This is a genomic window from Pseudomonas sp. P8_229, assembly GCF_034008635.1.
Classification (GTDB): domain Bacteria; phylum Pseudomonadota; class Gammaproteobacteria; order Pseudomonadales; family Pseudomonadaceae; genus Aquipseudomonas.
Genome location: NZ_CP125378.1, coordinates 2,165,115 through 2,185,151 on the forward strand (window position 1 = coordinate 2,165,115; position 20,037 = coordinate 2,185,151).

Sequence of the window (20,037 nt, forward strand, 5' to 3'; positions counted from 1 at the left end):
GATTCCGGTATTGAGCCTCACGGGAATCCATGGAATGGCCCTGCATATCCCGACCCTGCTGGTCGTTTCGGTCTTCGTTTTTTTTCTGATGGGGTTGCTGACCCTGCATGCCTGGTATCGCGAATCCCGCGAGCGGCCGTTGGCTTATCTCGGCAGCATGATGCTGCTGGGCGCTTTGGGCGTGGTGCTGGTCAGTTGGCGTGATCGTGGGGTGGATTTCATCCCCATCGTATTTGGCAACGTGGTGTTGCTGCTCAGTGCGGCGATGAACTGGATGGCCATGCGCACGCTGGTGGGCCGTGCGCCTTCAATGGCGGGGATTCTGGCCGGCTCGCTTGTCTGGCTGACGCTGTGTCTGATTCCAGCCTTCTACGATTCGATGTCGAACCGGGTGCTGGTCTACTCGCTGCTGGCATTCGCCTATGGCGTGCTGACGACGCTGGAGCTGTGGCGCAGTCGCAACAGTCTGGACGTCGCGTTCATGCCGGCACTGGTGCTGACGGTTTTGCACACAGTGTTCTACGCCGTACGCAGCGCCACCGATGAAGGTCTGCCGTTGACCAAGGACCTGCTGGGCAGTGGTGAAGGCGTCCCGTTTTTCTCGTTCATGCTGTTCGAGTCGATGCTGTACGTGATCGGCATCGCTTACGTGACGCTGGCGATGGTCAAGGAACGCGCCGAACTCAAGCTCAAGGCGGCAGCATTCAGCGATCCGCTGACCGGCATCGGCAACCGCCGGGCGTTCATGTTGCACGCGGGGCGATTGCTATCCGACAGCAAGCAGCACACGGAACCAGCGGCGTTGCTGCTTTGCGATCTGGATAACTTCAAGCGTCTGAATGACACCTATGGTCATCCCGTTGGGGATCAGGCGTTGATTGCGTTCGGCCGGATCGTGGTCGAGAGCCTGCGCAAGGAAGATGTTTGCGGGCGGATCGGTGGTGAGGAGTTTGCTTGCTTGCTCAACGATTGCGATGAGCAGACTGCATTGGAGATTGCCGAGCGGATCCGCCGCTCATTCTCCCAACTGTCGATTCTTGAGCCGGGCCTGCTCAGCGTCAGCATCGGCGTGGTGACCACTCGCGAGTCCGGCTATGACTTGTCGCGCCTGCTCTCGGAAGCGGATCAGGCGCTATACGGCGCCAAGGATCAGGGGCGCAATCGTGTGCAGACGCTGCGCTCGCTGTACCTCAGCCTCACGGATAACTGAACGACTTCACCAACGTCAACTCGCCCACCGCCCGCATCGGCACCACAAACGTCTCCATCTTCTCGCTCGGCGTGCCTTCCTCGGTAATCACCGTCACCTGCGCCGTGGTCAGCGGCTGCACCGCCTCTTCGCCGCCCTCGTCATCCCCGCGATACCCGCCGCCGAAGTAGTTCACATACACCAGATACTGGCCCTTGATCGGCGCCGGCATGGCGAAGATTTCCGGGCCGTAGCCGGTGGTGACGTCGACGTCGAGTGCTGCGCCGTTGGGGGCGACGCGGTCGCCGTACCAGATGTGGGCGCCGTCGGGGGTGATCAGGTGCAGGTCGAGGTCGGTGCCGTCGCTGTCCCACGACAGCAGCACGCGCAGCTTGGCCGGGGTGGCGCCGCCGCTGGCGTTGAGGAACTGAGTGCGGTGGCGTTGCTGGCCGTCGGGGCTGCGCACTTCGACGCTGTTGCTGCCGTTGGGGAAGGAGAACGGACGGTCGAAGCGGCCGCTGTCGTCGATTTTCAGCGGCATGCTGACGCCGTTGACGATCAGTCGGCCAGGTTCCTCGCTCTTGGGTGTGGCTTTGATTTCGCCGCTGATGCGCGCGGTGTTGGCCTGGCCGACCGGGGTGTTGACCGAGGAGGCCGGGTAGTTGACGGTCTGGCGGAAGTTTTCGCCTTCGCCTTCGGACGCGCCGGTGCGCCAGCCGCCGACCGGGGTGTCGAGTTTGACGCTGTCGGCGGCCATTGCCAGGGGCAACGCATTGAACGCGCAGAGCAACAGCAAGACCTGTGGATAACGGAGTGTCATGGTCTATTCCAGCAAGAGGTGACGGGCGAGCCCTTCGATGTAGGTTTCATCCTGACCATTGGGATGTGCTTCAAAGGCCAGGTGCAGATATTCGTGAGTCAAGTCGAGGCGATCCTGCAGGGTCAACACCCCGCGCACGTAGATGCGCTGGCGTTCGCGGTCGACAAACGGGCGACCGAAAGCCAGTTTGCACACGGCGAAGGTGCTGACTTCGTTGTAGCCGGTTTCGCTTTCCAGCCTCGGACGCCAGCCGCGACGCTGCTTTTGCAGCCAATCCTGGGCGGCGGGCAGTGCTTCGCAGGAGGCGACCGGGTTGTCCCAGCGGCTGAGGCTGGCGCGCGGATAGGCGTGCAGCAGAATCGCGTCGTAACGCTGTCCGGCGTTGGCTTGCTCGACGGCTTGTTGCCAGGCGAGTTTGTCCGGGCCGGGTTGATCGGAGTGATAGGTGACGGTGCTACCGGCCAACACCAGATCCGCCGTCCACGCCGCGATGTTGCGCGACTCGGCGGAAGCCGGGCGTGGGGCGACGCGCTGACGGTTGCTGCTGTCGTCGATGCTCAGGCAATCGCCGTTGCGCGTGGCGTTTTGCAGCAGATAGGTGCGGATGGCCACGGCCAGTGCCTTGGCCGCTTCGGCAGGTTCCGGCTTGGCTTCGCGCTCAAGGACGCGGGCAACGTATTCTTCGCGATCAAGTCTGGCGACCAGTTTGTCGTTGAGCAGAAACAGTTCGCCGGCGCTGTGGATATCCAGCGCGTTGCCGTTGGCGAATTCGACGCGGTAGTCGCCCAGCAGCGGGCCGGACGTCACCACCCGCTCGCCCGCCAACACCCGCGTCAGCGGATAGCGCGTGAACAGGCCGACTTCGACACAACGCCCCGCCTCGGCCGGCCATGCCGCTGGCAATACCGTCGACATCGCCTGCCCGTAATGGCGCAAGACCATCTGACTGGTACCGCGCCCGCCAGCCCAGACCGGCGAACCGTCCGCCGTCCAACCGGCGAAGCCACCCTGGCGCGATTGCGGATCCTGATCGCCGAGCCAGCTCCAGGTTTTCACCCGCAAGCGCCCGCCCAGTTCACCGACGACGTTGCCGTCCGGCGCGTTCAGCACGACGTCGAGCAACACGCGGCGCATCTGATCCTGCGCCGGCAGCAAAGCCAGAACGCCCAATAACTCAGCGACCGAGACTCTTGTTGCCGGTTGCACAGTTGGCAAATCCAGCAACCACGACGGCGCCTGCCGCGCCTGCCAATACGTGCGCCAATCGGCAGAAGCAATGCCCAGCCGCGCCGGTTCAAAGTACAACCCGCAGGATTTCACCAACGCCTGATCGCGCTCGATCTTGCCGCCCGCCGAGCAGCAATAAACTTCGTCCTTGGACTGCCCACGACATTCATACGCCGGCTCGCGAGCACCGGTATCCACCAGCCATGCGTACACGAACAATTTCCACAGGCTGCCCAGCGGTGTATCCAGCGTCGATGGCAATGGCTCGCGAGACACGAGTTGCGTGTGATTCAACGACAACAACTCGCCCTTGTACGCCAGCCGCAGCGGCTCATCCTGCGCCGTCGCCAGCGCAGGAATCACACACATCAGCAGCCACAGCAGCGGCCGGTTCATGTCAGTTGACCGTGACCTGACCGAGGGCGGCTTTCGCTTCCTGGGCCTGATGCTGCGGCGCGTACACCTGCGTGAAACGCACCGGCGGCAGGTTGAACTGGCCCTTCTGCGAGAAACGCACCAGATGGCGCAGACGCAATTCGCCGCTCAGTGCATCCACCGGCACCGCGTAGGCCAGTTGCCCCGGCTCGAAACGCGCCTTCTCCAGCGCCGTCGGCTCGGTGCCGTCCTTGCCCTGCAACTTGATGCCCCAGGTGGTGCGCTCGACATCGGCACCCGGTGGCAGCGGCACTTCAAGCATGCCGTAGCGCAGCGGTTTCGGTGCCTTGCTGGTGAGGATCACTTCGTCCAGGTACAGGCTGTCGCTAGACAGCGGCTTGGTGCCGACCGGCTCCAGTTTGAAGGTGAACGCTTCATCGCCCGGCACCAGTCGCGACAGGCGACGGGTGATGGTCACGGCCATTGGATCGACCGCCGGTTGCTGGGTCTGGAAGCTCAGCGCCGCACGCAGTGGACGCTCCTGAGTGCCGGACACCGACAACACACTCGGCACCGGTGTCGCGCCCTGCCACGTCCAGAACATCTCGCCGGTTGCGCCATAGTTTTTCTTCCAGCCTTCACCCGGCATCAGCGCGATGGTCGGCGAGGCCTGAGCGATGCTGCGTTGCAGCCAGCTCAGCGCCAGTGCGCGTTCGAGGGTCGATTGCTGTGGCAGCAGGCGTTGCAATAACGCCGTCGCCCGCGCCTGATCGAAGGCTTGCAGCGACAGGTTCAGCGCCTCGGCAAACGGCTGCGAACTCACCGCCAGACGCTGTTGCGCAGCGCCGACCTGACGATTGAAAGCATCCGGCAACGCCACTTTCGACTGGGTCGCCAACGATGCGGTCAAGGCCCGCGCTGCCGCCAGACCGAGTGCCGAATCCGGGTCGCTCATCACCAGACTGTCTTCGCCGTCGTCCATCAGGGTTTCGGCGTTGCCCTCACCGGCCTTCGCCAGATCGTCCATCAAACCGCTGAGCAAGGTGTTCACCGGCAGGTGCATCTGCTTGGCGAACGACAGGATCAGCGCCCGTTGCAGCAGCGGCGTGTTCGGCGCTTGCTTGGCGTAGACCTCCAGCACCCGCTGCCAGTGCTCCGGCGGCAGGGTCAGTTCCAATACCTGACTGGCGTTCCAGTCGGCGTAGTAGGCGTAGGCGGTGAGGAACGCGTCCGGCTCACCGTCATAACCCCACCAGGTGAAGCTCGCCGACGGGCCGGCCATTTGCACCAGACGCAAACGACTGTTCTGCATGATCAGGCGCAGGTGATCACGGATCTGCGGGCTCGACGCCAGCGATGGATAAGCGATGCTCAACGGCAGCAAACGGCTGGCGGTCTGCTCGACGCCACCGTACGGGTAGCTCAGCAGATCATCGAGGGCCGAACGGAACAGCGCTTGCGGACTGTCATCCAGGCGCAGGCGAATGTCGGTGGCGTAGGCCGGCAGGCTCAACGGGGTATCGCCGCTAGCCACATCAAGACTCTGGGCTTGCGTGACTTGCCAGCCGTCACCGGTCGCGCTCAGGTGTACGGCGAGGGAGTCAGCGATTTTGCCGTCCTGCACCAGTTCTGCAGTCCACGCACCCGACGCCAGGACGAACGCTGGCAGTGGCACGTAGTTGATGCCGTTGTTCAGGGTCACCGGCAGGCGCTGTTCGGTGCCGGCGTAATGAGTAACCAGTTCAATCTTGACCGGTTTCTCGGCCTGGCTGAAGGCGAACACGCCGAGTTGCGGCTGATCGCCCTTGCGGAATTTGCTCGGACCGCTCCACTTCAGGTACAGCGGTTTTTCCGAACGCACGAACTGCTTCTTCTGCCCGACCTGACCGTCATCGGCGATGGCGCGGGCGGTGATGCGCCAGCGCGTCAGCGAGTCCGGCATCTTGAAGGTGAAACGGGTTTTGCCGTCAGCACCTGTGAGCAATTCCGGCTGCCATGCAGCGGTGTCGACGTCTTCACGACGCGGACGCTCCAGCACTTTCACCCCGCGCTCGCTGCGGTTGGCCTTGCCCGGCGCACCGGGGCTGCCCGGCAGTGCCACGTCGTAACTGATGAACGCCAGACTGGCGCTGGTGCGCACGTTGTTGCGGCGCGGGTGGTAGAAGAACTGGTCGATGCTCGGCGCGACTTCCGGTTGCAGCGCGTAGACCATTTCATCGACGACGCTGACGGTCAGGTGCGCCGGCACCGCCTTGCCGGCGAACTGCGTGGTCAGGTCGACGGTAACGGTATCGCCCGGTTGATACACCGCTTTGTCGGTGCTGATCGCCACGTCGATTTGCGGCGCGACCACCTTGATCCCGGCGTTCTGGAAGCTGTACTGACCACCCTTGGTGTACAGCACCGAGAAGGTCAGGTTCGGCGCGAAGTTGTCCTTCACCTGAATGCGCGCGCGGTATTGGGTATCACTGAGTTTTTCCAGCTTCAGCCAGTCGCCGCCCTTGCCCAGCAGCGCGGTGGCTTCGACCTTGTCGCGCTCCAGCGACAGCAGTGCATCGCTGACCGGCTCAGGGAACGTGATCAGCGCCAGCGCTTCATCGCCGGCCTTGTACTCGGGTTTGTCGAGGACGATTTCCACGGTGCCCGGCACCGCTTTGACGCCCTCGCCCGTCACCGAATGACCGGTAGCGCCAAGGACGCGACCGTGCTGATCTTTCAGCGTCAGGTTGTAAGTGCCCGGACGTTCGAAGGCAATGCTGAAGCCCTTGTCAGTCGCCGCAAGTTTGCCTTCGCCGGTGCTCTGATCCTCCAGACGCACCCAGCTGTAGCTGCTCGGAGTGACCGCTTTGCTCTGCTCGCTGCCGCCCTCGTTGGCGTAACTGAACGCGACTTTGTCTTTGACCGCGCTGAAGCGTTGCGGCGCGCTCAAGCGCAAGCTCGCGGCGCCACGGTCGATGAGGATTTCCTTGGTGGTCTTGACCCGATACGCCGCACCATCGCTGGCAAACACGGTGAGCATGTAGCGGCTCGGTTTGTCGGCGGCCGGCAGGTCGAGGGTCGCGTTGCCTTTGCTGTCGGTGGTCAGTTCGGTGCTGGTCAGCTCCACCGGAAATTGCCCGAGGTATTGCAGCTCGTTGTCGACCATCGACAGTTGCTGGGCGCGCAGGCTCAGGGTCAACTTGGCGTTGGCCACCGGTTTGCCGTCCGGGTACAGCAGCACCAGACTGCCCTTCACTGGTTCACCGGTGCGGTAATCCTGCTTGGCCAGATTCAGTGAAATCTCGAAGTGCGGCTTGATGTACTCGGCCACGCGGAAGGCACTGCTGTAGGCCTGATCCTTGTAGTTGAAACGGATCTCGTAACCACCGGCCACGGCGTTGTCCGGCAACTGGAAGCGGCCCTGAGTACCGGCCTTCGAATCGAGTTTCAGGTCGAGGTGCTGCAGCTCGGTGCCGGTGGCGTCGAGCACGCTGACCGTGACATCCGCCGCGCCTGGCAATACCGAATCCCGCGCATTCTTGAACTCGCGACCAACGATCTTCAGCGACACCCAGTCCCCCGGGCGATACAGCGGCCGGTCGGTGAACGCGTAGAGTTTGGTGTCGTAGATTTCGCTGTCGTAATAGAAGTTTTCGGAGACAAACACCCCGCCCTCTTCGTCCTCACCGATCACGAACGAACGCTCGGGGCTGACGTGTTTCAGGCGCAGCAAGCCATCGGCATCGGTGGCACCGCTGCTCATCACGCCGAGGCCGTCGGTCCACAGCACATTGACCTTCGGCACCGAACTGCCTTCGTGTTTGCGCGCCGCCCACACCAGCAATTCATCGCCAGCAATCTTGCTCACCGCCACCGTGTTGGAGACGAAGACCATGGTGGTCGCGCGGTACTTGCCGATCAGCGCTTCGACCAGATACAGACCCGGTTTCAGGTTGCCCAACGGGATATAGACGTTACCCGGCGCAACGCTGACAAACTCGCTGGAAGACCCGGCCAGATTGACCCCGGCTGGCGGCTGGATCGGTTTGGCCTGCCACAGCGGATAGCGGAACTGGCTGACCACCGGCAGACCCGGGATCAGCGCAAACTGCGGCTGCGCGTCATACGGAGTCGGCGCGGCAATGGCGTTGCCCATCTTCAGCTCCGGCACTTCCTCGGTGACCTGCTTGCGCGACTCGTAGGAGAACGCGCGCTGCATCACCCGACGGGATTTGCGGTACCAGTTGTCCCACAGGTACGCGAGGGTGTTGGACAGCCCCTCGCCCTTGAACTGGCCGTCGCTGACCACACGGTGCAGGTTCTTCTGGCGCTTGAGGAAATCCAGCGGCTTGTCGATGCGGTACACGCGAATGTCGGCGCCGCCATAGGGTTCCATGCGGAAGCGGCGATAGTCGCGGCCCGGTGCTTCGAGGCGCACCATCGCCTGTTCGTCGGCAGCAAAACTGCTGTCGGCGAGCAGGAAGAAGCTTTCACCGGCGACCGGCGTGTAGCCGCTCGGCTCCACCGAATCTTCAGCGTTGACGGTCGCCAATGGCAGCAACAGCGCCAGCAGCAGGGGAATTCGAGCGCAGAGTCGCAGCATGCGGGCACCGGTCATTGGGAGAGAAAGTTCAGTCGATAGACGCCGATGAAGTTGGGGTTGGCTGCGTCGGGTATCCATCGGGTGTCCTTCCATGTCATGAGTTGCTGCAGGCTTGCCGAACGCATGCCGTTGTCAGTGGGGGTGGTCGTGCCGGTGTGATAGGCGATGTAGCGGCCCATCCAGATCATCAGGTGCTGGTCGTCGCCCTGATCGAAAAACATCAGGTCGCCGGGGCGTGCCTGGGACACGTCGCGGCTGACCAGATGGCTGTTGAACTGAATCAGTTTGATCGCGTTGACGTACGGTCCGACCTTGCCGCCGCCCTGCTGCCACTGCTGGGCGAGCTTGCGCTGCTCATCGCTGAGCGACAGCTCCGGCGGCAGGTAGCGATTGGACAGGCCGTTGCTGCGCAGCCACTTGTCGTCGTGGACTTTCAGCGCTTCGTTGGCGGCAAAACGCACCAGCCCGGCGCAGTCCTGCTGATACCAGCGCGGGCTCGGGCCCTGGCTCAGTTGCTCCTGAGCAATGCGCACGAACCAGGCGCGGAACACCTGGGACTGCGCCGGATCCAGCGCAGGCGTTTCGACCGCTCGGGCCTCCGCGCTGAGCAGCAGCGCAAGCAGGCCGAGGCTGCGGATCAGTGCCGTCACAGGGCTTTCCATTCCAGCGGCAGCCATTGCCAGTGGCCGTCAGGCTCGCTGCCTTCGGGCAAGGTCAGGGCGTATTTGCCGTAGCCGCCGAGGGTGCGCAGTTTCGGGATCAGGTAGGTTTGCGCGGCGTTGTAGAACACCGGCTCCATGTCCTGCGGCAGGCTGTCGAGGGTTTCCTGCTGCATCAGTTGCGCCATCGAATTCGGGCCGAAATAGATCGGCATCAGCACGTCTTTGGGCAACACGTCGGCCATCGGCGGGAAGCGTTTGTCGAGGGTGCCGAGGGCCTTGTCGACCAGTTTGTCGTCAAGGGAAAACAGCAGCGTCGAACCGTGACGGGCGAGACTGACTTTCATGAAAGCGCGGCCGCTGATGGCGTCCGGGTTCTCGGCCGTCTTGGCGGCGTACGGACCGAAGTTAGAGCTGACCTGACGCTGCCAGACATGGCTCTGGCCTTGCTGTTTCTCGACCACCGGGAACGCGTGTTCATCGACATTCGACTCATAAGCGCCAACCATCGAACCGAACAGCGTACCCAGGTCACCGTCGAGCTTGCTGCTGTCCTCATCCTTCAGGCTGGCGACCAGCAATGGCGTGTACAACCGCGAATCGGCGTACCAGCACAGACCCGCCGCGCCGGCGACGTGCTCAGTGAGCTTCTGCGCCACCGCTTCGTCGGCGCCGAGTTTCACCAGCAGCGGTTTCTGCGGTTCGGCCGCCACCGGTAAGGTCACGCAGGCACTGGCGCCCAGCGGCATGGCTTGCCACACCGGTTTGAAATCGAAGTCCGGCTGGTTATCCAGCTCGTCCATGGCGAGGAAGCTGTGCCAGCCCTTGTCGTCCATGTCGAAACGCAGCCCGGCGAAGTTCGGGATGAAGCGCTGATAGCCCATCGCGAGGACGCTGGAATTAACCGACAGACGCTGTTTGATGTCCGGCGCCTTGGCCGGCAGTCCGAAGGCCTCGGGGAACAGTTTGTCACCGTTGAGCAAGGCCGCCAGCGCTTGCGGCGAAACATGCCCCGACTCTTCGGACTCGCCGTTGGCCGGGTCGTAATACTTGTTCGGATTGGACAGCACTACCAGTTTGTCGCCGCGCGAAGCGAACAGCAGCGATTTGCTGGCGTTGTAGCTGAGTTGGTACAGCGGCACTTCGTCGCTGCCGACCTTGAGGCTGCCGAAAACGCTGAACTGCGAATCGTCCAGCGCCACTTTCGCCAGGGGCTCGAGCAGCTTGGCCAACCCGCCGCGATCCATCACCAGCAGGAAATCCTTGAGCCGGCCATCGGCACCGCGCCACAGCGCGACATCGGCCGGCTGATCGAAAAGCTGCTCGATCAGGCTGTCCTGCAGCTTCAGGTCGTGCTCGTAGATGATCCGCCGCAGACTGCCGATCAGTCCCAGGCGGTCAGCGTGGGTTTCGTAATAGAAGACGAAATCTTCGGTGAGCGTGGCCTTGAGGAACGGCACCGTCAACAGATCCTTGGGCAACTGGCTCAGAGAGCGGGTTTCCAGCAGCGCGTCCGGGCGGCTCAGGCCGAGCTTGTCGCTGGCAAGTATAGCCGCCGGCACCTTGGGCTTGTGCAGCAGCCAGCCGAGACCACCGGCCACGCCGGCCACCAGGACCAGGCCGATCAGCAGCGCCGGCCAGCGCCGGGAAGGTTGGCCGGCAGGTGTAGGGACGGCCGGAGAAGCAGCGTTATCACTCATGTTCACAAAACCCGAAGTTCATCCGTGGTGCGGGATGCTTAATAGTTGAAAGTCTTGACCAGCAGCAGATCACCGATCGCCCGCAGGGGCACGATGAATGTTTCGCGTTTTTCGTCGACCGTGTTTTCGTTGAGCACCAGCGTTATTTGCGAGGTGATGACCTCGTTCTGATTGCTGGCCTCCTCGAAGTTATAGCCGCCGTCGCCGAAGTTGCCCCAATAGTTGACGTAAACCAGATAGGTGCCATGCAGCGGCGCGGTCATGGTGAACATTTCCGGGCCGGGGCCATCGACGCCATCCGGGTCCAGACCGCCGCCGTTGGTCAGCGCTGTGTGGGCGAAGAACGCATGCTGGCCGTCGGGAGTAATGATGTGCAGGTCGAGTTCGGCCTTGGGATCGTCCCAGCCAAGCACCACGCGGATCTTCACCGGGGTGCGCAGGTTATTCGCTTCATAGAACTGCACACGCTTGAGCGACTGGCCCTCGGCGCTGCGTACTTCGACACTGTTGGAGCCGGCGCCGAACGCATACGGCCGGGCGAAATGCCCATCGTCGTCGGTGTACAGATTCAATGGATTGCCGTTGACCGCCAGCGTGTGCGGCCCGCGCTCATTGCCGATGGCCTTGAGCTGGCCCTGGATCATCGTGCGATTGCGCTGGATACCGCGATCGATCGGCGGCGTAGGGTAAGCGACTTGCGGGTTTTCACTGCGATCAAGCAGGCCGTGATAACGCCAGCCGCCGGACGGCTCCGACAGTTCAGCGCTCGGCGCCGCCAGCAGCGCAGGGGCGCAAGCCAAGCCGATCAGCAGCCAAAGAAATGAACGCATGTAATGCCTCCTGCCATGCCTGAACGAAACCTTGCACCCGATCCTCGGTACTTCACAGCGGTGAAAACTGCGTTTCGTCTGAAAGACCCGTGACTATGGGGTCGTAGAAGGCGCGAAGATTAGCCATTTGGCAGTTTTTTAACAATCGGATACATGTGCTTTTGCTGTAGGAATCAAGCCAACGCGGTGGACGGTGAGCCGAATAGCCGTCATATTCGGCTCACTAAATGAGCCGAATAGCATTTCTATTCGGCTCACGGACTCAAGGCAGGCAACGAATGGCAGCTCACTGGATCTGGCAACAGCCCGACTGGCCCGACTTCAACTGGCAGGCAGAACGCCTGGCACCGTTGTTGCGCGAGTGTGTACAGGCACAAGGTCAGTTGATGGGTATGGCCGGTTCAGTAGGAGACTCCTTGGGGGCTCAGACCGAACTGGATGCCCTTCTGCAGAATATCGTGACGTCTTCGGCCATCGAAGGTGAGCAACTGAATGTTGGCTCCGTACGGTCGTCGCTGGCGCGACGATTGGGCCTGGAGTTGATCGACGGCGATAAAGTCAGCCAACGCAGTGAAGGTCTGGCGCAGCTCATGTTTGATGCCACCCGTCGATTTGCCGAACCGTTGACGCTGGAACGCTTGCTGGAATGGCACCAGTGGCTGTTTCCCGATCAAGAGGCAGACCTTACTGCGCGCTCAATGCACGTGGGTGCTCTACGCGGTGACGAGCCAATGCAGGTGGTATCGGGTCGCATTGATCGTCCAACGGTTCATTTCGAGGCGCCACCTCGCAAAGGTATTGAGCAGCAGCTCGAGCAATTTCTCCAATGGTTCGAGGCCAGCCAGCATCAGACAGCACTGGACCCTATGCTACGCGCGGGCATCGCCCATTTCTGGTTTGTCACTTTGCATCCATTTGACGATGGCAACGGTCGCCTCACCCGCACCATCACTGATCTGGCGCTGGCACAGGGCGAAGCGCAAGCCATCCGTTTCTACGCCATGTCGGCGAGCATTCTGGATGATCGTTCCGGCTACTATCGGATTCTGGAGTCGAGCCAGAAAGCCACGCTGGATATCACCGAGTGGCTCACTTGGTTCCTGCAAACCTTGCTACGCAGTCTGCAACAAGCCATCACCCGCATTGAAAGCGTGCTGGGCAAGACGCGTTTCTGGCAGGCCCACCGCGAGTCCGAACTATCGGCAGAACAGGTCAAAGTGCTTAACCGCCTGCTCGATGGCGGCGAACGGGGCTTTGAGCACGGCATCAGCGCCGGTCAATACCAAGCGGTGGCGAAAGTGTCGAAGGCCACGGCGACCCGACACCTCGCGGAGTTGCTGGAGAAAGGTTGCCTGCAACGCTTGCCGGGGGGCGGTCGTAGTACGCGCTACCAGATCAACTATCCCGACAGAGCCAGACATTAATCTCACTCACCACAGTGTCATTTTTACCCTTGAGAGCCACCCCGCTCATTTGCCCATAAACCCCCTATCTGCTAGTGTCGCGCCGGTTTAACGTCAACCGGAAATCGCCGCCATGGCCCGCAAAAAAGCTGCACTGGATTTCGAACAGTCCCTCGCCGACCTGCAAACACTGGTCGAGCGTCTGGAGAACGGTGAATTGTCGCTGGAAGACTCGCTGACCGCTTTCGAGCAGGGCATCGGTCTGACCCGTGACTGCCAGGCAGCGCTGGCCCAGGCCGAGCAGAAGGTGCAAGTGCTGCTGGAGCGCGATGGCGAACTCGCCGAGGAACCCTTCGACGCGGAACAGCCAGAATGATTGCTGCGTATTCGGCGACCAGCCAGGCGCGGGTCAATGCGGCACTGGAAATCCTCTTCAAGGCGCCGCTGCCAGAGCTGTCGCGCCTGTATGAGGCAATGCACTACAGCGTGATGATCGGTGGCAAACGCGTGCGTCCGCTGCTGGCCTACGCGGCGTGCGAAGCGCTCGGCGGCAAGGCCGAGCAAGCCAACGGCGCGGCCTGCGCGGTGGAGTTGATCCACGCCTACTCACTGGTGCACGACGATTTGCCGGCGATGGACGATGACGATCTGCGTCGCGGCCAGCCAACCACCCACAAGAAATTCGACGAAGCCTGCGCAATCCTGGCCGGTGACGGCTTGCAGAGCCTGGCCTTCAGCGCCCTGCTTGACCCGCGCCTGAGCAGCCTCGACGCCGACATCCGTCTGCAACAGGTCACGGCGCTGGCGCACGCGGCGGGCCCGGCGGGTATGGTCGGTGGTCAGGCCATCGACCTCGGTTCGGTCGGCCTGAAGCTGGATCAGAAAGCGCTGGAGCAGATGCACCGGCACAAGACCGGCGCGCTGATCGAAGTCAGCGTCAAGCTTGGCGCCCTGGCCAGCGGCCGTGCCGAGAAGGACGAACTCAAGGCCCTGCAGACTTATGCACAGGCCATTGGCCTGGCATTCCAGGTCCAGGACGACATTCTCGACGTCGAAAGCGATACCGAAACCCTCGGTAAACGCCAGGGTGCCGACATCGCCCGCGACAAACCGACCTACCCGGCCCTGCTGGGTCTGGACGCGGCCAAGGCCTACGCCCTGGAACTGCGCGATCAGGCGCTGCACGCGCTGCGACCGTTTGACGCGGCAGCAGAGCCTTTGCGCGACCTGGCCCGGTATATCGTCGACCGGCGTAACTGAACGCCCACCTGCCAAAAAAGACCAACGCGTGGGCAGGGGGCGATGCATCAGGTAAACTGCCGCATCTTTTATACCTATAACGATTCGCCTGATGCCCACGACGTTTCATGAGATTCCCCGCAAGCGCCCGACCACGCCCCTGCTCGACCGCGCGAACACGCCGGACGGCCTGCGCCGGTTAGGCGAAGCCGAGCTGGAAACCCTGGCCGATGAGTTGCGCCTGGAATTGCTCTACACGGTCGGTCAGACCGGTGGGCATTTCGGTGCCGGCCTGGGCGTCATCGAGCTGACCATCGCGTTGCATTACGTCTTCGACACCCCGGATGACCGGCTGGTGTGGGACGTCGGTCATCAGGCGTACCCGCACAAGATCCTCACCGGTCGTCGCCAGCGCATGGAAACCCTGCGTCAGAAGGACGGCATCGCTGCCTTCCCGCGTCGCGCCGAGAGCGAATACGACACCTTTGGCGTCGGCCACTCCAGTACCTCAATCAGTGCAGCGCTGGGCATGGCGATTGCCGCCCGCCTGCAAAACAGCGATCGCAAGGCGATTGCCGTGATCGGTGACGGCGCGCTGACTGCCGGCATGGCCTTCGAGGCGCTGAACCACGCGCCGGAAGTCAACGCCAACATGCTGGTAATCCTCAACGACAACGACATGTCGATCTCGCGCAACGTCGGCGGTCTGTCGAATTACCTGGCGAAGATCCTTTCCAGCCGCACCTACGCGAGCATGCGTGAGGGCAGCAAGAAAGTCCTGTCGCGCCTGCCCGGCGCCTGGGAAATCGCCCGTCGCACCGAAGAATACGCCAAGGGCATGCTGGTACCCGGCACCCTGTTCGAAGAGCTGGGCTGGAACTACATCGGCCCGATCGATGGCCACGACCTGCCGACCCTGATCGCCACCCTGCGCAACATGCGCGATCTGAAAGGCCCGCAGTTCCTGCACATCGTCACCAAGAAAGGCAAAGGTTTCGCCCCGGCGGAAGTCGACCCGATCGGTTACCACGCGATCACCAAACTCGAACCGGTCGACGCCCCGGCCGCTGCGCCGAAAAAGGCCGGTGGGCCGAAGTATTCGGCAGTGTTTGGCGAATGGCTGTGCGACATGGCTGCGGCTGATCCGCGCCTCGTCGGGATCACCCCGGCGATGAAGGAAGGCTCGGACCTGGTGGCGTTCAGCGAACGCTTCCCGCAGCGCTACTTCGACGTGGCGATTGCCGAGCAGCACGCGGTGACGTTCGCTGCCGGCATGGCCTGCGAAGGCGCGAAACCGGTGGTGGCGATCTACTCGACGTTCCTGCAACGCGGCTACGACCAACTGGTGCACGACGTCGCGGTGCAGAACCTCGACGTGCTGTTCGCCATCGACCGCGCCGGTCTGGTGGGCGAAGACGGCCCGACCCACGCCGGCAGTTTCGACCTGTCATACCTGCGCTGTATCCCGGGCATGGTCATCATGACCCCGAGCGATGAAAACGAACTGCGCAAGATGCTCACCACTGGCCACCAGTACAACGGTCCGGCGGCGGTGCGTTACCCGCGCGGCACCGGCCCGAACGCGAGCATCGACAAAGACCTCGAGCCAATCGAAATCGGCAAGGGCATCGTCCGTCGTCAGGGCAGCAACGTCGCCCTGCTGGTATTCGGTGTGCAACTGGCTGAAGCGCTGAAAGTCGCCGAGAAGCTCGACGCGACTGTGGTCGACATGCGTTTCGTCAAACCGCTGGATGAACAACGGGTGCGCGAGATCGCCGGTAGCCACGAGCTGCTGGTGACTATCGAAGAAAACGCGATCATGGGCGGCGCCGGTGGCGCGGTCAGCGAGTTCCTGGCGCGCGAGAACATTCTCAGGTCGATGCTGCATCTGGGCTTACCGGACATCTACGTCGAGCACGCGAAACCGGCGCAGATGCTGGCTGAGTGTGGGCTGGATGAGGCCGGGATCGAGGCGTCGATTCGCGAGCGCCTGGAACTGCTCAACAAGTAACACGCAACACCCATGTGGGAGCGGGCTTGCTCGCGAAGGCGTCGGATCAGTCGATGATGAGTTGACTGACACACCGCCTTCGCGAGCAAGCCCGCTCCCACATTTGATTTGTGTACGTCAGAATTACCCAATGGATCACCGATGAACCTCTCGCGCCTCGCCCTGCCCTTTCTTCTGCTGCCAGCCGCCAGCGCCCTCGCCGACACCTTCGAGCGCGATGCAGCCCTGAAGCTGCCGGACACGCTGATCAGCGCGAACCGCCAGGTCGAAGCGCGTAATGACAGCAGCGCGGCCAACACCGTGTTCACCCGCGAAGACATTGATCGCCTGCAACCGAGCAGCGTCACCGACCTGCTGCAGCGGGTGCCGGGCGTGCAGGTGGCGCAGACCGGTGGACGCGGCAGCCTGCCGGGGATCTACATTCGCGGCACGCAGTCGGCGCAAAGCCTGGTGCTGGTCGATGGGCAGCGCATCGGCAGCTCGACCTCCGGCGACAGCAACCTGCAGCACCTGAACATCGACCAGATCGAGCGCGTCGAGGTGCTGCGCGGTTCACGATCGGTGATTTACGGCAGCGATGCGATTGGCGGGGTGATTCAGATCTTCACCCGACGCGGCAACGAGCAAGGCCTGCAGCCGCGCTTGCACGTCGGTTTCGGCAGCCACCAGACCTGGGAGCGTAGCCTTGGCTTGTCGGGGGGCGATGACAAAACCCGCTTCAATCTGGGTGCCAGTCTCGATGACACCGCCGGCCTCGACCGCACTCACGAGTCCTACCCCAGCGACAGCGATCACGATGCCTACCGCAACAAATCCATCAGCCTGAGCCTCAGCCATGCGCTGACCGATGACATCGAGGTCGGCGCCAATCTGCTGGATAACCGCGGCAAGAGCGAGTTCGACAATCCGTTCGGCCGCTTCGACACGACCACCTTCGAGTCGGTGCAGCAGCAGCCCTACAGCGATTTCAACGTCAGCAGTGTCAGCAGCTACTTCGATGCCCGGGTCAACGAAAACTGGAAAACCCGTGTCGAGTTCGGCCACGCCGAGAACCGCGAGAAGACCCTCGACAAGCTCAGCGACGAGCGCCCGGTGTTCAACACCTACCGCGACTCGCTGACCTGGCAGAACGACCTGACTCTGGATGCACGCAACAGCCTGATCCTCGGCGGCGACTGGTACGAAGACCGGATCAACAGCAGCACCGCGTACAACGAGGACAGCCGCTGGAACCGCGCCGCCTTCATCCAGCATCGCTATCAGGCCGACAGTTTCTCGACTGAACTGGGTCTGCGTCACGACGACAACCAGCAGTTCGGCAGCCAGAACACCTGGAGCGGCACCTTTACCCTGCCGCTGAATCCGGACAACGATCTGCTGCTGAGCTACAGCGAAGGCTTCCGCGCGCCGACCTTCAACGACCTGTACTACCCGGACTTCAGCAACCCGGACCTGAAACCGGAAACCTCGAAAAGCTACGAGCTGCAATGGCGCAGCCAGTTGAGCGACTCCAGCCGCCTCGAAGCATCGATTTACCGCACGGACCTGGAAGACGCGATCATCTTCGGCAGCAACTCACGTCCGGAGAACGTTGCCTCAGCGCGGATCAATGGCTTAGAAGCGGCGCTGAAACAGGAACTGTTCGGCTGGCAGAGCAACCTCGGCGTGGCGATTATCGACCCGCGCGATCGCGCTACCGGACACACACTGGCACGTCGTGCGCGGCGTACAGCGAGTTGGGATCTGGATCGCCAGTTCGACCGGTTAGGGTTGGGCGCCAGTTGGCAATTGGTCAGCGGCAGTTACGACGACCTGAACAATACCCAGCCGCTGGGGGGCTACGGCACGCTCGGATTGCGCAGCAGCTGGGCGCTGAACCGCGAGATCAAACTGGATCTGAAGCTGGATAACCTGCTGGACAAGGGTTACAGCCGCGCGCTGTACAGCTATGACGGCAGCCAGTATGGCTATCGCGAGGAAGGTCGGGCGTGGATGTTTGGGGTGACCTGGACACCGGAGCTCTGATCCACAATTCACGCTGCTTTGACTGGCCTCTTCGCGAGCAAGCCCGCTCCCACAGTAGATCGGGGCCTGCCCTGAAACGCTGGCAACACACAGATCCCATGTGGGAGCGGGCTTGCTCGGGAAAAATTCACCTCGGTCTCAGCGGTCTGGCGCGATCGAATGGCAGAGCTTGGCGGTGGCCTCGATCATCTGCCCACTCGGCCGCTCCAGGCCTTTATCCGTGACCAACAGCAACTCCCCCCTCCTCACCGCATCGACCTGCGTCCAGGCTTTCCAGGCATCAAGCTGGGCCTGATCACCGGCCAGAATCACCTCGGGATTGCGCTGCAACACCGCCTCGATACTGACCTGCGGCGCCGGCAAGTTCAGATCGGCGAACACGTTGCGCGCGCCGCATACCTCAAGCGCATCGCTAATGATCTGCCCACCACCGATGGTGTACAGCGGCTTGTCCCAGACTTGATAGAACACTTTCAGCGGCGTGTCCCGGCGATAGCGTTGGCGCAGGTCAACGAGTTTCTGGCGCAGCTCCGCCGCCAGTTTCACCCCACGCTGAGGTCGACCCAGTTGAGCGGCAATCGCTTCAATCTGCGCAGACAGCTGTTCGAGATCATGCGGTTCGGCAACGTAAGTCGCAATGTTCAGGCGCTTGAGTTGATCGCGTTGCGCCGGGCCGACACTGCCGGGCCACAGCAGCAATAAATCAGGTTTGAGGCTGAGCAGGCGCTCCATGTCCAACTGACCGTAGCGCCCCACTGACGGCACATCCTTGAGCGCAACAGGACGCTCACCAGCATCGAGCACGCCGATCAGCAAATCAGCCGAATCCAGTTCAACAACGATTTCAGAAAGAGAAGGCGCGAGGCTGACCACCCGCAGGCTCGCCAGCACCGGGCCGGCGCAGGCCAGCAGCAGAACCGCCAGCCACAGACGACGCATCAGCCGAGTTGACGCGGGATGCGATAGAGGTAGAACAGCACGGCTGTGGACAACGCCAGCAGCATCAACGGCACCGCCTCGAGGCCGACGAACACTGCCAGCGCACCAATCCACGCCGGTAATGCTGCTGCAAGGAATGCAATACGACGCCGGGCCGCAAGAGCGATCCAGGCCGCCGGTTCGCCAGGCGTATCGAGGGCTTTCTGGGTGGCGATCAAAGCATGTTTGTAGCCACCGAAAAACTTCAGACTGACAAACATCGAGGCAACACCGGCGATGAACATCGGCATCGTCAGCACCGGCAGCAACGCCTCATATTGGCCGAACAGTGCGTTGAGCACGAACAACGGCACCAGCGCCAGCGCCAGGTATTTCCACCAGTCGATCGCCAGACGGCGGCGCACCTGACCGCGGGTCACGCGCGGTCTGCCTCGCCCTGATGCTCGTTGCCCATCATGTGGTCGAGCTTGCTGGCCTTGGTCGCCAGGTACAGTTTGTTGTGCGGGTTGTGGCCGGTGTGCAGCGGCACGCGCTCGGCGACAACAATGTTCATGTCGGTCAGGGCTTTGACCTTGCGCGGGTTGTTGGTCATCAGGCGCAGGGACTTCACGCCCAGATGCTCAAGCATCGGCAGGCACATGGCGTAGTCGCGCTGGTCGGCGGCGAAGCCCAGGCGCTCGTTGGCTTCAACGGTGTCGGCACCGCCGTCCTGCAACTCGTAGGCGCGGATCTTGTTCAGCAGACCGATGCCGCGCCCTTCCTGGCGCAGGTACAGCAGCACGCCACGGCCTTCACGGGCGATGGCCTTGAGCGCCGCTTCGAGCTGCGAGCCGCAGTCGCAGCGCTGGCTGAACAGGGCGTCACCGGTCAGGCACTCGGAGTGCAACCGGCCGAGGACCGGGGCACCGTCGTCAATTTCACCGAGGCTCAGCACAACGTGCTCGCGGCCGGTGGCTTCATCGAGAAAACCGTGCATGGTGAATTGCGCAAAAGGCGTTGGCAGCTTGGAAGCGGCGACAAAAACGACAGGCACCGGTG

The 20,037-nt window shown here is 62.5% G+C and carries 15 protein-coding genes; 6 read left to right on the plus strand and 9 right to left on the minus strand.

The features are described 5' to 3' along the window. Window positions 1-34: 34 nt before the first annotated feature. Window positions 35-1,210, plus strand: a complete 1,176-nt coding sequence (locus tag QMK55_RS09795) for a sensor domain-containing diguanylate cyclase (RefSeq protein WP_102354565.1) — start codon at window positions 35-37, stop codon at window positions 1,208-1,210. On the opposite strand, the gene QMK55_RS09800 is transcribed toward QMK55_RS09795, so the two are convergent. From QMK55_RS09800 to QMK55_RS09825, 6 genes are read right to left on the minus strand one after another with little or no spacing between them, the layout of a single operon-like run. Next, window positions 1,197-2,009: a YfaP family protein gene (locus tag QMK55_RS09800; RefSeq protein ID WP_102354566.1), complete on the minus strand. Its 813-nt coding sequence runs from the start codon at window positions 2,007-2,009 to the stop codon at window positions 1,197-1,199. The two genes, QMK55_RS09795 and QMK55_RS09800, sit on opposite strands and share 14 nt — an antisense overlap. A gap of 3 nt (window positions 2,010-2,012) precedes the next feature. After that, a complete protein-coding gene (locus QMK55_RS09805) occupies window positions 2,013-3,632 on the minus strand; it encodes a DUF2300 domain-containing protein (protein WP_320329106.1) in 1,620 nt (539 codons plus the stop codon). 1 nt (window position 3,633) lies between these two features. Next, complete coding sequence (locus QMK55_RS09810) at window positions 3,634-8,208, minus strand: alpha-2-macroglobulin (RefSeq protein WP_320329107.1); 4,575 nt, start codon at window positions 8,206-8,208, stop codon at window positions 3,634-3,636. Further along, window positions 8,205-8,855, minus strand: coding sequence for a DUF1175 domain-containing protein (locus QMK55_RS09815; RefSeq protein ID WP_320329108.1), 651 nt, complete (start codon window positions 8,853-8,855; stop codon window positions 8,205-8,207). Before QMK55_RS09815 ends, QMK55_RS09810 begins: the two co-directional genes overlap by 4 nt. Then, window positions 8,840-10,552: a DUF2138 domain-containing protein gene (locus tag QMK55_RS09820; RefSeq protein WP_102354570.1), complete on the minus strand. Its 1,713-nt coding sequence runs from the start codon at window positions 10,550-10,552 to the stop codon at window positions 8,840-8,842. The genes QMK55_RS09815 and QMK55_RS09820 overlap by 16 nt, the downstream gene beginning before the upstream one ends. Window positions 10,553-10,590: 38 nt before the next feature. Further along, entirely contained in the window at window positions 10,591-11,382 is a 792-nt protein-coding gene (locus tag QMK55_RS09825; RefSeq protein ID WP_102354571.1) for a YfaP family protein, read from the minus strand. A gap of 278 nt (window positions 11,383-11,660) precedes the next feature. On the opposite strand from QMK55_RS09825, the gene QMK55_RS09830 reads away from it, so the two are divergent. From QMK55_RS09830 to QMK55_RS09850, 5 genes are all read left to right on the plus strand, one after another. Further along, window positions 11,661-12,806, plus strand: coding sequence for a Fic family protein (locus tag QMK55_RS09830; RefSeq protein WP_320329109.1), 1,146 nt, complete (start codon window positions 11,661-11,663; stop codon window positions 12,804-12,806). A gap of 112 nt (window positions 12,807-12,918) precedes the next feature. Next, window positions 12,919-13,161: an exodeoxyribonuclease VII small subunit gene (locus QMK55_RS09835; RefSeq protein WP_003228627.1), complete on the plus strand. Its 243-nt coding sequence runs from the start codon at window positions 12,919-12,921 to the stop codon at window positions 13,159-13,161. Then, a complete protein-coding gene (gene ispA / locus QMK55_RS09840; protein ID WP_102354573.1) occupies window positions 13,158-14,045 on the plus strand; it encodes a (2E,6E)-farnesyl diphosphate synthase in 888 nt (295 codons plus the stop codon). Before QMK55_RS09835 ends, ispA begins: the two co-directional genes overlap by 4 nt. Before the next feature lie 91 nt (window positions 14,046-14,136). After that, window positions 14,137-16,035 carry a 1-deoxy-D-xylulose-5-phosphate synthase gene (gene dxs, locus QMK55_RS09845; RefSeq protein WP_320329110.1) on the plus strand — a complete coding sequence of 633 codons (1,899 nt, stop codon included), beginning with the start codon at window positions 14,137-14,139 and terminating at the stop codon, window positions 16,033-16,035. A gap of 141 nt (window positions 16,036-16,176) precedes the next feature. After that, a complete protein-coding gene (locus tag QMK55_RS09850; RefSeq protein WP_320329111.1) occupies window positions 16,177-18,060 on the plus strand; it encodes a TonB-dependent receptor domain-containing protein in 1,884 nt (627 codons plus the stop codon). Between the two features lie 138 nt (window positions 18,061-18,198). Here the strand turns inward: QMK55_RS09850 and QMK55_RS09855 are convergent, their stop codons facing one another. Genes QMK55_RS09855 through ribA form a run of 3 tightly spaced genes read right to left on the minus strand, consistent with a single transcriptional unit; the run spans window position 18,199 to window position 20,032 of the window. Continuing rightward, window positions 18,199-18,999 (minus strand): cobalamin-binding protein, encoded by an 801-nt coding sequence (locus QMK55_RS09855; protein WP_102354576.1) that lies wholly within the window; start codon window positions 18,997-18,999, stop codon window positions 18,199-18,201. Further along, the gene (locus QMK55_RS09860) at window positions 18,999-19,418 is read right to left on the minus strand and encodes an MFS transporter (protein ID WP_320329112.1); all 420 of its coding nucleotides are present in this window, start codon (window positions 19,416-19,418) and stop codon (window positions 18,999-19,001) included. The genes QMK55_RS09855 and QMK55_RS09860 overlap by 1 nt, the downstream gene beginning before the upstream one ends. Continuing rightward, window positions 19,415-20,032 (minus strand): GTP cyclohydrolase II, encoded by a 618-nt coding sequence (gene ribA / locus QMK55_RS09865; RefSeq protein ID WP_102354578.1) that lies wholly within the window; start codon window positions 20,030-20,032, stop codon window positions 19,415-19,417. Before ribA ends, QMK55_RS09860 begins: the two co-directional genes overlap by 4 nt. Between the last annotated feature and the right edge of the window lie 5 nt (window positions 20,033-20,037).

What these genes read in the sequence shown, in the direction of transcription:
- QMK55_RS09795 (WP_102354565.1), top strand. Translation starts at nt 35, where the DNA reads ATGGCCCTGCATATCCCGACCCTGCTGGTCGTTTCGGTCTTCGTTTTT.
- QMK55_RS09800 (WP_102354566.1), bottom strand. Translation starts at nt 2,009, where the DNA reads ATGACACTCCGTTATCCACAGGTCTTGCTGTTGCTCTGCGCGTTCAAT.
- QMK55_RS09805 (WP_320329106.1), bottom strand. Translation starts at nt 3,632, where the DNA reads ATGAACCGGCCGCTGCTGTGGCTGCTGATGTGTGTGATTCCTGCGCTG.
- QMK55_RS09810 (WP_320329107.1), bottom strand. Translation starts at nt 8,208, where the DNA reads ATGACCGGTGCCCGCATGCTGCGACTCTGCGCTCGAATTCCCCTGCTG.
- QMK55_RS09815 (WP_320329108.1), bottom strand. Translation starts at nt 8,855, where the DNA reads ATGGAAAGCCCTGTGACGGCACTGATCCGCAGCCTCGGCCTGCTTGCG.
- QMK55_RS09820 (WP_102354570.1), bottom strand. Translation starts at nt 10,552, where the DNA reads ATGAGTGATAACGCTGCTTCTCCGGCCGTCCCTACACCTGCCGGCCAA.
- QMK55_RS09825 (WP_102354571.1), bottom strand. Translation starts at nt 11,382, where the DNA reads ATGCGTTCATTTCTTTGGCTGCTGATCGGCTTGGCTTGCGCCCCTGCG.
- QMK55_RS09830 (WP_320329109.1), top strand. Translation starts at nt 11,661, where the DNA reads ATGGCAGCTCACTGGATCTGGCAACAGCCCGACTGGCCCGACTTCAAC.
- QMK55_RS09835 (WP_003228627.1), top strand. Translation starts at nt 12,919, where the DNA reads ATGGCCCGCAAAAAAGCTGCACTGGATTTCGAACAGTCCCTCGCCGAC.
- ispA (WP_102354573.1), top strand. Translation starts at nt 13,158, where the DNA reads ATGATTGCTGCGTATTCGGCGACCAGCCAGGCGCGGGTCAATGCGGCA.
- dxs (WP_320329110.1), top strand. Translation starts at nt 14,137, where the DNA reads ATGCCCACGACGTTTCATGAGATTCCCCGCAAGCGCCCGACCACGCCC.
- QMK55_RS09850 (WP_320329111.1), top strand. Translation starts at nt 16,177, where the DNA reads ATGAACCTCTCGCGCCTCGCCCTGCCCTTTCTTCTGCTGCCAGCCGCC.
- QMK55_RS09855 (WP_102354576.1), bottom strand. Translation starts at nt 18,999, where the DNA reads ATGCGTCGTCTGTGGCTGGCGGTTCTGCTGCTGGCCTGCGCCGGCCCG.